This is a genomic window from Acidovorax sp. HMWF018 (genome assembly GCF_003061035.1).
GTDB classification, from domain to species: Bacteria; Pseudomonadota; Gammaproteobacteria; order Burkholderiales; family Burkholderiaceae_C; genus Acidovorax; species Acidovorax delafieldii.
Genome location: NZ_QAIM01000406.1, coordinates 1 through 11,185, shown reverse-complemented (window position 1 = coordinate 11,185; position 11,185 = coordinate 1). Strand labels below are relative to the sequence as shown.

The window sequence follows — 11,185 nt, the reverse complement described above, 5'->3', positions numbered from 1 at the left end:
GTCCTGGAGCCTGGTGTGTTCCAGTTCGGAGTCGCCCCGCAAGAGTAATGTGGGCTCGGGAGGCGGTTGCGGTGTGATTGAGCACCGCAATCTGCATCCCAAGTTGTGAAGGAGAGGTGTCGTTTGAATGATTTTGTTGCGGGTGTCGTGAGCCTTCTGTTGCGTCTGGTCGTCATTGCCATGGGGTTGGTCCTGTTTGCCAGCCTTTTGGTCGCGGCCATGTTGCTTGCGCTGGTGTGGGTGCTGCGTGCAGGCTGGGCGCGCCTGACAGGACGACCGGTGACTCCGTGGGTGATGGGTGTGGACCCACGCACAGGCTTCAGCACGGTCTTTCGGTCTACGCGGCGGTGGTCTGCTGGCCGCCGCGGCAATAGTGCGCCTGAAGGCGCCAGTGAAGACGCCGCCGCATCGCGCCGTGGCGGCATCCTGCCGGGGGCGGCACAGGTCACTGACGTAGAAGCACGCGAACTGCGTTGATGTGGCAGTGGCGGCCGCTGCACTTTGGCTGCCACCAACCCTATCTCGTGAGAGTCCCGTGGTACGAGCGTAAGCCAACGGGCATCAACCCTAGGGCGTCTGCCTTTTTGTGACGCGCCCATCGGGGTGTCTCCTATCATCCATCCATGACACCAGCCGATATCCGCGCACATTTCGATCTTCAGTTCCAGGCCAGCCGTGCGCACGTGGACGTGCCGCTGCTCGTGCGGCGAGAGCGTTTGCTGCGCTTGCGCAAGTTGCTCGATGAGAATGGGCCTGTGCTGGCGGCGGCCGTGCAGGCCGACTTTGGCATGCGGTCACCCCGCCTCACGGAGGTGGCAGACTTCTTGGTGCTGCGCTCCTTGCTGTCGCATACGCTGCGCCACTTGGCAAAGTGGGTCAAGCCCCGAAAGGTGCATACGCCGATTTACCTTCAGCCGGCCCACGCCTTCATCCAGCGCCAGCCCATGGGGGTGGTGGGGGTGATTGCACCGTGGAATTACCCGGTGCAACTGGCCCTGGCACCCGCCATCACCGCGCTGGCTGCGGGCAACCGCGTGATGCTCAAGCCCAGCGAGTTGACGCCCCATACCTCGGCCCAATTGGCGCTACTGGTGGCGCAGTTCTTTGCCCCCGACGAATTCTGTGTGGTGCAGGGAGATGCCAACCTGTCCGCCTTGTTTGCCTCGTTGCCTTTCGACCATCTGGTGTTCACAGGCTCCACGGCGGTGGGCCGCAAGGTGGCGCAGGCGGCAGCTCAGAACCTGACACCGACCACGCTGGAGCTGGGCGGCAAGTCGCCCTGCATCATCGACGGCCATTGCGACATGGCGGATGCGGCTCTCAAGATTGCGCACGGCAAACTGCTCAACGCGGGGCAAACCTGTATAGCCCCCGACTATGTGCTGCTGCCGCGTGGACGTGAGGGCGAGTTTGCGCAGGCTTACCGGGCCGCAGTGGCGCGCCTGTTCCCCACCATCGAGGGCAACGCAGACTACGCCTCCATCATCACGCCTCGGCACCATGCCCGCTTGCGCACGATGCTGCAGCAGGCGCAAACACAAGGGGCAGAGGTGCACACCATCGACCCTAGCGACGGCAAACCTGTGGTGCCCACCGTGGGAACGCTGGGCGACGGTGCAAGCCGCCAGATGCTGCCCACGCTGGTGTTTGGTGCCACGTCGCAAATGCAGCTCATGCAGGAGGAAATTTTTGGTCCCATCCTGCCCGTGATCTCGTACGAGCGGCTGGACGATGCCATTGCCCACATCAACAGCGGGCCCCGCCCGTTGGCGCTTTATTGGTTTGGCCAGAGCGAGGCCGTGCGCGACGATGTGCTGCGCCGCACCGTCAGCGGTGGGGTGACGGTGAACGACACGCTGATGCACATTGCGCACGACAACCTGCCGTTTGGCGGTGTGGGGGACAGTGGCTGGGGCGCCTACCACGGTGAGCAGGGGTTCCTGCGCTTCTGTCACCAGAAGTCGGTGCTGGTGCAGTCGCGCTGGGCCATGGGCTCGCTGTTCTATCCGCCCTATGGGGCCAAGTTCGACCAGGTCATGGGGCTGCTGCGCCGCTGGTTGTAGTGCTTTGTGTGAGTTGCCCGGGTGCTGTCTGACCGTCTTCCGGTTCGTCGTCCACCATGGCAGCAGGCAGCGGCGGTTGGGTGATGAGCTGCACCATCGCATCGCGCAGCTGGCCGGTGGACACCGGCTTGTGCAGTAGCAACGCGGAGGTGGACTGCGCGTCGCGCAGGCGCTGGGGCGAGGTGTCACCCGTCATGATGATCGCGGGCACGTTGGTTCCCAGGTAGGCTCGCAGCGCCTGCAGTACCTGTTTGCCGGTTTCTTCATGGCGCAGACGGAAGTCGGTGATGATGATGTCGGGCGTCACGTCCTCCAGGACTTCCAGGGCGTCTGCGCTGGATTCTGCCGTCATGCACTGGCAGCCCCAGCTTTGCAGCAATGACTGCATGCCCAGGCGCACGGCCTCGTCATCGTCGATGGCCAGCACCTTCAGGCCTACCAGGCTGCGGCCGTCCTGGGGTGTGGTGGCATCGTCCTCCAGTGCTCCCTGCCAGCGGTCAAGCCACAGCCTGAAGACAGACCCCTTGCCAGGCTGCGAGCGCAACTCCACGGAGGTCCGCATTTCACGCGCCAGGCGCTGCACGATGGCCAGGCCCAGGCCCAGGCCTTTGCGGCGGTCACGCTCCGGGTTACCGAGCTGGTGGAACTCCTTGAAGATGTGTTCCCACTGGTGCTCGGGGATACCCGCCCCGGTGTCCCACACCTCCAGCGCCAGCCGTTTTCCGCGCGTGCGGCAGGCAATCAGTACACCGCCCTGGGCGGTGTAGCGCAGGGCGTTGGAGATGAAGTTGTGCATCACCAGGCCGACCAGGGAGCGGTCGGCAAACGCGGCGGCAGAGGTCTCGCGGGTGCGGTACACCAGGCCGGCCGTGTCGGCCTGCACGCCAAACTCCTGCTCCAGCGCGGTGAGCAGGGGCTGCACCGCAAACGCGGCTGGCCTCACCTTGACCACGCCGGCCTCCAGCCGGGAGTAGTCGAGCAGGGTGGTGAGCATCTCGGCCGCGGCGCCAGATGCGGCATGGGCGTGTTTCAGCACGGTGCGCTGGTGGTCATTGAGTGGGCTGCGGTGCAGCGATTCCAGAAACAGACCCATGGCATGCAAGGGCTGGCGCAGGTCATGGCTGGCAGCCGCCAGAAAGCGGGATTTGTCGCGGTCGGCCTGCTCGGCGGCCTCCTGTGCCGCCAGGGCCCGCTGCGATTCGGCCCGCAGCTGGCTCACCAGGCGTTCGTTTTCCAGCTTGAGCGCAATGCTGCGCCTTGTGGCACGGTCGGCCGTGCGTGCCTGCAGGCAGGTCAGCGCGTAGTACACCCCGGTCAGGAACAGCGCAGGCCACATCACGGGCCCACCCGCCAACGCAACTGACAGCATCACGCCGCCGATGGCGCTGGAGAGGTAGGTGACGTACGCCCGGTACAGCGGCGCGCCGAGCCCGAGCGCTCCCGACGAGACGGTGCTGATGATGCCGATGGCGTAGATGACGCTGTCGGAGTTGCCCCAGTACAGCACCACATAGCCCAGGCTGCCCCAGCTCAGGCCCATGGCCGCCATGCAGGCGATGAGCTTGCGCGCGGCCTGCGGCGCAGGATTCACAAACGGTGCAATGCTGCGCAGCGTGAGGTACACCCCGGCCACCACCAGCGTGTGCGAGACCAGCCATACCGTAATGGCCTGCGTGTCTGCCACGCGGGCCATGACCCAGAGCGTGCCCAGGGCCGTGGCCAGCGATGCCAGCAGCGTCATCGGAAAGTTCTGCCGCAGCAGGGCCACCTGTTCGCGCAGGACCTCGTCGCGCTCCCACACCGGCCAGCCCCAGCGCGTGGGTGGAATCACCGGTTCGAGGGGCAGCGGACTGGTTTCAGAGGGGGTCATGGAGCTGCGGGGTGGACAGGCCCAGGCGCTGGGCCGCCAGCAGCGCAGCGCTGCGGCTGTTGACGCCCAGCTGCGCAAAGATGGCCGCCACATGCACACGCACCGTGTTCTCGCTCAGCCCCAGGTCGCGGGCGATCACCTTGTTGGGCCTGCCCGTGCACAGCAGCGACAGCACATCCAGCTGCCGTGCCGTGAGGGATGGCGTGTCGGGCCCCCGCACCGTGGCGCTGTTGCCGCTGTTGATCGGAAAACACGGCTGGCCTGACAGCGCGCAGCTGATAGCCTCCAGGATGTCCTCGGCGCTGGCGGACTTGGGCAAAAAGCCATCGGCCCCGCGCGCGCGCGCTTCGTGGATGGCATCGGGTGCCACGCTGGCCGACACCAGAACGATGCGCGCCCGGGGGCACGCCTGTCGCAGCAGCCGCAGGCCGTCCAGCCCGCTCATGCCGGGCAACTGGATGTCCAGCAGGACCAGGTCGATCTCCGCCTGCTGCAGTGCGCAGGCATCGGCGATCGATCCGGCCTCGGCAATGCTGCCCACGCTGGGGTGGTCCTGCACGATCAGGCGTAGCCCCGTGCGGAACAGGGTGTGGTCATCCACAAGCAAAAGACGGGCAGTCATACAGGCAAGTATTGCGCACAACCGGGTGTTGCGGGCTAGTCCATTTGTGCGATGGACGCACGGATGTGCACTTTCTAGACTTTCCGTCAAGCATTGAAAAGCACTTTGGGTGCGCACCAATGCGCAAACCTTCGTAACCACACTCCGTTTTCAAAGGGTTCCCATGACGATCAATGCACACACCCATGGCGCCAGCACCTCCGAAGCAGGCCTGCACCACAGCGAACGACGACCCGCGGCCAGCCCCGGCGCAGCCCATTCGGGCACGGGCCTGGGGGGCAACAGCGTGGCGCTCATCGTGCAGGAGCACTGCCCTGACATGCTGGCGGCAGCCGGCGTGGTGATCGAGCACCTGGACGCCCAGGCTGGCACCTGGCAGTTCTCTGCCGACGCTGGGCAGACCTGGCGTGGCATCCGCACCGACCTGATCAACCGGCCGGGCAACCTGGGCCTGGCGCTGGACCGCGACGCGCGCCTGCGGGTGCTGCCCTTTGGCGGCCACCGGGTGACGGGGGCACGGGTGGCGTTCCATACGGTGCAGCGCAGCCATGGCCAGGGCAACGGCAGCTACCGTGCGTATGCCAGCGAAGACCGCGATGGCGGTTCGCGCACCGTCACCCTGGTGCTCAGCCTCGCGGCCATCAACGGCGCGCCACCGGCAGTGCATGTGCCCCGTCCCCGCAACAAGCGCGCGATGGTGCAGCGCGCAGCAGCAGCGGCCACTGCGGCTGCGGGCAGCGCCTTGTCGGGCGCCATGGTCATGGCCTGAGGGTTGGCTGCGGGCCCCTGCGCGTGCGGGGCGTGGGGGGCAAGCGAGGCTGGGAGGCGTGACCGACAGGGTTGCGCTACCCGCCTGTCAGGGTGGAAAAACCGTTTGCGGCGACAATGCCGGTCCTTTTGTTTTTTCATTCCCCGTTTTCGTTCGGTTTTTTCATGTCAAGTATCCAGGTTCGTCCCGCTACGCTTCGCGATGCCAAAGCCATCGCCCAGATCCACACTGTCTCTGCCCAAGAGGCTTACAAAGGACTGGTGCCAGACGAGCAGTTGAAATCCATGTCGGTCGAAAAGCGCCAGGCCTACTGGCGCGAGGCCATTGAATATTGCGAGCCCCAGGTCCAGGTGGCGGTCGATGGCGAGAAGATCGTCGGCTTTGTCGGCTACGACCGCTCGCGCGATGAAAAGTCCCGCCCCACCACTGGTGAAATCTGGGCCATCTACGCGGCCCCCACCCATTGGAACCAGGGCGTAGGTCTGGCCCTGTGGGACGCCGCCCGTGACGGCCTGCAAGAAGAAGGCTGCACCAACGTCACCGCCTGGGTGCCGCTGCGCAACGAGCGCGCGCTGCGCTTTCATGAGCTGGCCGGCTTCAAGCGCGAGCTGTCCACTGCCAAGACGGCCGTGATCGGCGGCGTGAAGATCGAAGAAGTGCGCCTGAAGCGCCCGATCAACGCTTAAAGTGCGACGACACCCCCCTGCGTCGCTGCGCTCGTTCCCTCCGCTCTGGCTTCGCTGCGCTGCGCGGACAGGGGGCGACGCCTTCGCTGCGGGGCGGCCCTTGCTCGGCATCCCCGGCCTGCCGCGAGCCTGTTTCCCATACTACGGACTGTGCGCGGCACTGTCAGACTCTGATGCCAACAAATCCCTCCACCATCCACTGGACCCACCAGGGCCAGCCCCAGCAAGCCCTGTGGCGCTCCGAGAGTGGCGCCTCAGCGCCGCGCCGGGTAGAGGGGGCTGACGACACGCTGGCCGCCGACACGGCTTACCGTATGGCCTGTGAGGGGACGGGGTTGCTGTGGCAGGGTGATTTCCAGAACGCGCGGCACCTGCTGCAAGCGCTGATGCGCCGGGCCGACAAGAAGCCCCGCAAGGCGGCTGCAAAAGCGTCCCAGAAACTGGCGGCGGCCACGGCGGCCGAAGCGTTTCACCTGCACCGCCAGGCACAAGCGCAGCGCGCGCGGGTGCTGGCATCGGTGCTGATTCCGCTGGAGGGGGACTACAGCATTGCGCTGCGTCGCGCGCCCGACTGGCGCCAGGCCTGCACAGAGGCCTGGGGGCCTGCGACCGGCGAGCGCTCGGTGGCCACGCTGCGCGAGCTGCTGGGGCTGGTGGGCGCGCATGAGTGGCGCAAGAAAGGGGTCGAAATCCCTGCGCTGGGTGCCCCGCCGCTCAACCGCATTCACCCGCACTATGGTGTGTTCTCGCCGGTGCGTGGCGAATACGTGGGGCTGGTGGCAGCAGCACCTTTGCCCAGCAAGGCCCTGGCGTTTGATATTGGCGTGGGCACGGGTGTGTTGTCGGCCGTGCTGGCACGCCGTGGCGTGCAGCGCGTGGTGGCCACCGACCAGGACCCCCGGGCACTGGCCTGTGCGCGCGAGAACCTGCAGCGCCTGCAGCTGCTCGACCGTGTCGAGTTGCAGCAAGCGGACTTGTTTCCACCGGGACGGGCGCCGCTGGTGGTGTGCAACCCCCCCTGGGTGCCGGCGCGCGCCAACTCGCCCATCGAACACGCCGTGTACGACGAAGGCAGCCGCATGCTCAAGGGCTTTCTGGCGGGTTTGGCGGCACACCTGGAGCCCGGCGGCGAGGGCTGGCTGATCCTGTCGGACCTGGCCGAACACCTGGGCCTGCGCCCGCGCGAACATCTGCTGGCCTGGATTGCCGAGGCGGGCCTGGTGGTGCGTGGCCGCCACGATGTGAAGCCGGTGCATGCCAAGGCTGCCGACGCGCAGGATGCACTGCACGCTGCGCGTGCGGCCGAGGTCACGTCTCTGTGGCGGCTTGCTGCGGCCTGAACCCGCACAGACCGGCTCAACTCAGCAGCGCGGGCTGCGTAGTGGCAAAGTTTTCAGCCACCGGGCTTGCGGGCAGCAACTGGTCCAGCCGCTCACGCAGGCTGGCGGCACGCTCGGCGCCTGCAGCGAGTGCCACTTCTTCAAACATGGCTTCGCCCACGTCCAGCATGCTGGTGCGGTCCTTGGCGGCGCGCAGCGCCTCGCGGAAATGCTGTGCCAGCAAAGGGTCGCGGCGCGCAAATAGGCGCTCGCAGGTGTCAAACAGGTACATGCGCGCACCGGCCAGCGACCGCAGGGACTCACCCGGTGCCGGGCGCTCGATCGACGGTGCTGTGGGCTCCGGCGTGGGCGGCAGGTCTGCCGGCCCGGTCAGGTAGCCCTGGCGCATCAGGTTCTCGACAATCTGCGCGCCAATGCCGTTGTACATGGCTTGCAGGTCTGACAGCGGTTTGCCGTCGGCCAGCAGCAGCAGGGAGCGTTCGCGCAGGCTCAGGGTGCGCACACCAGGCGAGAGTTCCAGGCGGGCTTTGTCGGTTTTTTGCAGCAGCATGGGGTGTCTCCGTGGCGGTCGGTCTCTGGAGCGACGATTCCACCAGCCGGGCGTGACGCCGTGATGACCCCTTGGGGTGTCCTGCATCACAATCGTGGGCTGGCTGGCGCTGCCTCAAGCGCCGCATGCCCGCGCAATTGCTCCTTATTTGATAGCTGCTTGGGCATATTGCACTAGCGCTTGGTGCTGTTTTTGTTTGATTTTTGCTGCTGAGTGCCTGTGGAGGCTCTTTTTTCGGAGAGGGCTCATCGAGCCAGCAGTCCCCCTGAGATGACCTTGCTGCTCGCCCCGATGGAGGGGCTTCTGGATTTTGTGCTGCGCGATGTGCTGACCCGCGTGGGCGGCGTGGACCGCTGCGTGTCGGAGTTCATCCGCATCACCGGCACCCTGCTGCCCGACAAGGTGTTCCTGCGCTACGTGCCCGAGCTGCGCAACGGCAGCCGTACCTTGGCCGGGGTGCCCGTGCGGGCCCAGTTGCTGGGCTCCGACCCGGTCAGCATGGCCGAGAACGCGGCACGCCTGGCGGCGCTGGGCCCCGAGGGGATCGACCTGAACTTCGGCTGCCCCGCCAAGGTGGTCAACCGCCACGGCGGTGGCGCGGCACTGCTGCAGGAGCCTGAGCGCATTGCGGCCGTAGTGGCTGCGGTGCGCCGCGCCGTGCCGGCGCACCTGCCGGTGTCGGCCAAGATGCGCCTGGGGTTCAACGACACCCACCTGATGCGTGAATGTGCCCAGGCCATGCAGGCAGGGGGCGCTGCCGAGCTGGTGGTGCACGCGCGCACCAAGGCCGACGGCTACCGCCCACCGGCGTATTGGGAGCACATCCCCACCATCCGCGCGGCGGTCTCCATCCCGGTGGTGGCCAATGGCGAGATCTGGACGGTGGCCGACGCGCAGCGCTGCCGTGAGGTGTCGGGCTGCGACGCGCTGATGCTGGGCCGAGGCATCGTGGCGGATCCCGGTCTTGCACGCGCCATTCGCGCCGCCGATGCTGGGCGGCCGGACACGGACACCGTGGTGTGGGCCGATCTCGTGCCACACCTGGCCGCCTTCTGGCAGTTGGTGTGCGACGACCTGGAGCCGCGCCAGCGCGCGGGGCGCCTCAAGCAATGGCTTAACCTGTTGCGCCGCCGGTTTGCCGAGGCCGAGGTGGCGTACCAGCATGTGCGCACCATGACGGACCAGCGGGCGATCACCGTGTGGGTGGCGGACTTGCAGGCGCAAGCCCAGAGCGCCCACGGTGCTTAGGACAGGTTCTCAGGACGCCGCTACAGCAGGTGGTCGGGCGCCAGGGGGCCCAGCAGCTGCAGCATCAGCCGCAGCGGGGCACTGGCGTCGGGCTCGGTCGTGGCGTCTGGCAGCCCGCTGCCCTCGGGGGCGCGCCAGCGCAGGCCCTGGTCGGTGGCCTGCACCTGCCACGCGGATTCTTTCAGCGCCGTGTCGATCTGAGCGAGGGCACGGCGAGACAGCTCCGTGCTGCGGATCAGCAGCGCCACCTCGGTGTTCTGCCGCTGCGAGCGCATGTCCAGGTTCATCGACCCCACCGCCAGCAGTCGGCCGTCCACGATCATCAGCTTGGAGTGCAGCATGGCGCGCGAGCTGCCTTGCGAACCCACGGCACCCGCGCCGCCGCCCATGCTGCCCGATACGCCCAGCGCTCCCCGCAGCACCCCTGGCAGTTCGCTGTGCATCTCGTACAGCTCCACCCCCATGGCAAGCAGCTGCGGCCGGTGGCGGGCATAGCCGGCATGCGCAATGGGCGCGTCGTTGGAGGCCAGCGAATTGGTCAGCACCCGCACCCGCACGCCGCGTGCCCTCGCCGCCGCAAAGGCGGCCTCCATGTCCGGCCCCGGCACAAAGTAGGGCGAGATGATGAGCAGGTCGCGCCGCGCTTGGCCCATGAGCTGCAACAGCCCGTCCACCACGGTGTCGGTTTGGGCCTCGGTGGCTTCGGGGCTTGCGCGGGGGCTGTCGGGTGGCGCGCCGTTGGAAGATGCGGTGGCGCTATCGGCCGCCGGCAGCACGCGGGGTGGGGAGGCTGCCGCGCTGTCAGCCGCCGGTATCGTGCGGGACCCCGAGACCAAGGCGGCAGCAGCGGCCTTGGGGCTATGCGTCGCCCCTGCGGCTGCGCTGGCGCCTGGGCCCGGCGGCGGTGCTGCCAAGGCCAGAGCAGCCCCATTGCCCATCCCTGCGCTGTCGGCCGGGATCTTGGCAGGCTGGTCCACCAGCACGGCCGCCGCAGCCCAGACGAAGGGCGTGCGCTCCAGGTCCATGGGCTCGTAGTTCCAGATGCGTGCCCGCTGCGCAGCGGTGGTGCCTGGCCCCATGTCGGGCGGCAGGCGGTCTGGGGCGGTGGTGCCACCCTGGCCTGCGACACGGCGTCTGCGCCCTTCGTCGGCCACACGGATGCTGTCGCGCAGGTGGTCAAGCTCGCCCTGTGTGATGAGCGACTGCACCGGGTAGGCGCGCTCGTTGTTCCAGTAGCTGTCAAAGCTGCGCGACAGGTCCCGCACGATGGGGCCTGCAGCCAGCACGTCCAGGTCCACAAAGTTACCCGAGTCGGCATTGCCGAAATAGGCATCACCCAGGTTGCGGCCCCCGGTCACAGCCATGGCGTTGTCGGCAATGAACAGCTTGTTGTGCATGCGCTGCTGCACCCGCGAGAAGTCGCCCAGCAGTCCCAGCATGCGGCCAATGGGAGACCCCCTTGCGCCCGTGAGGGGGTTGAACATGCGCATCTCGATGTTGGGCACAAACGCCAGCCGCATCACCTGCGCATCACGCCCGGTGCTGTGGAAGTCGTCCAGCAGCACGCGCACCCGCACGCCGCGCTGGGCTGCTGCCATCACGCTCAGCAGCAGGCGTTCGCTGCTGGCGTCTGCGTGAATGGCGTAGTACTGCAGGTCCAGGGTTTTCTGTGCGGCGTCCACCAGTGCCAGGCGGCTGCTATAGGCGGCTTGCGGGCCGCTGAGCAGCGCAAACCCCGAAGCGTGCCGCGCCCCTTCGGCGACCCTGCGTGCTGCTACCAACTGGCCCAGGGGGGTATCGCCAGGGGCCGACCAGGCTGCCGACACCGGGCGGTCCACATCCTTGGGCAGACCCGCGCAACCGGCAAGGGCCACGGCAACCACCACCACCAGCGCCATGCCCAGCCAGCCGGGGCGGGCCCGCAGGGGCTGGGTCAGGGACAAGGAGGGCAAAGACAGCATGGCGCGATTGTGACCGTGGAGCCGCTGGGGCGCAGGGCTCAGGTATAGCCGTGCGCCGGCCCAGGCGATGTCAGAC

Annotated in this window: 10 protein-coding genes; 6 read left to right on the top strand and 4 right to left on the bottom strand. The window is 67.3% G+C overall.

All coding sequences use genetic code 11. From position 1 onward, the window contains the following. Nucleotides 1–123: 123 nt before the first annotated feature. Nucleotides 124–477 (top strand): hypothetical protein, encoded by a 354-nt coding sequence (locus DBR23_RS16500; RefSeq protein ID WP_108498962.1) that lies wholly within the window; start codon nucleotides 124–126, stop codon nucleotides 475–477. A gap of 146 nt (nucleotides 478–623) precedes the next feature. Further along, nucleotides 624–2,063, top strand: a complete 1,440-nt coding sequence (locus tag DBR23_RS16495; protein WP_108498961.1) for a coniferyl aldehyde dehydrogenase — start codon at nucleotides 624–626, stop codon at nucleotides 2,061–2,063. Here the strand turns inward: DBR23_RS16495 and DBR23_RS16490 are convergent. Both DBR23_RS16490 and DBR23_RS16485 read right to left on the bottom strand, forming a co-directional pair. Continuing rightward, nucleotides 2,035–3,933, bottom strand: a complete 1,899-nt coding sequence (locus DBR23_RS16490) for a hybrid sensor histidine kinase/response regulator (protein WP_108498960.1) — start codon at nucleotides 3,931–3,933, stop codon at nucleotides 2,035–2,037. The two genes, DBR23_RS16495 and DBR23_RS16490, sit on opposite strands and share 29 nt — an antisense overlap. Beyond that, nucleotides 3,920–4,555, bottom strand: a complete 636-nt coding sequence (locus DBR23_RS16485; RefSeq protein WP_099730786.1) for a response regulator transcription factor — start codon at nucleotides 4,553–4,555, stop codon at nucleotides 3,920–3,922. The genes DBR23_RS16490 and DBR23_RS16485 overlap by 14 nt, the downstream gene beginning before the upstream one ends. Before the next feature lie 163 nt (nucleotides 4,556–4,718). On the opposite strand from DBR23_RS16485, the gene DBR23_RS16480 reads away from it, so the two are divergent. From DBR23_RS16480 to DBR23_RS16470, 3 genes are all read left to right on the top strand, one after another. Beyond that, nucleotides 4,719–5,324 carry a hypothetical protein gene (locus DBR23_RS16480; protein ID WP_108498959.1) on the top strand — a complete coding sequence of 202 codons (606 nt, stop codon included), beginning with the start codon at nucleotides 4,719–4,721 and terminating at the stop codon, nucleotides 5,322–5,324. Between the two features lie 164 nt (nucleotides 5,325–5,488). After that, the gene (locus DBR23_RS16475) at nucleotides 5,489–6,010 is read left to right on the top strand and encodes a GNAT family N-acetyltransferase (protein WP_056065189.1); all 522 of its coding nucleotides are present in this window, start codon (nucleotides 5,489–5,491) and stop codon (nucleotides 6,008–6,010) included. A gap of 173 nt (nucleotides 6,011–6,183) precedes the next feature. Next, nucleotides 6,184–7,350, top strand: a complete 1,167-nt coding sequence (locus DBR23_RS16470) for a class I SAM-dependent methyltransferase (protein ID WP_108498958.1) — start codon at nucleotides 6,184–6,186, stop codon at nucleotides 7,348–7,350. 16 nt (nucleotides 7,351–7,366) lie between these two features. On the opposite strand, the gene DBR23_RS16465 is transcribed toward DBR23_RS16470, so the two are convergent. Continuing rightward, nucleotides 7,367–7,900 (bottom strand): hypothetical protein, encoded by a 534-nt coding sequence (locus DBR23_RS16465; protein ID WP_108498957.1) that lies wholly within the window; start codon nucleotides 7,898–7,900, stop codon nucleotides 7,367–7,369. 270 nt (nucleotides 7,901–8,170) lie between these two features. Here DBR23_RS16465 and DBR23_RS16460 point away from each other — a divergent pair, with 270 nt between their 5' ends. Next, nucleotides 8,171–9,148, top strand: coding sequence for a tRNA-dihydrouridine synthase (locus DBR23_RS16460; RefSeq protein WP_099730782.1), 978 nt, complete (start codon nucleotides 8,171–8,173; stop codon nucleotides 9,146–9,148). Nucleotides 9,149–9,168: 20 nt separating this feature from the next. Here DBR23_RS16460 and DBR23_RS16455 read toward each other — a convergent pair whose 3' ends face one another. Next, on the bottom strand, nucleotides 9,169–11,109 hold the full coding sequence (locus DBR23_RS16455) for a phospholipase D family protein (RefSeq protein ID WP_108498990.1): 1,941 nt from the start codon (nucleotides 11,107–11,109) through the stop codon (nucleotides 9,169–9,171). Between the last annotated feature and the right edge of the window lie 76 nt (nucleotides 11,110–11,185).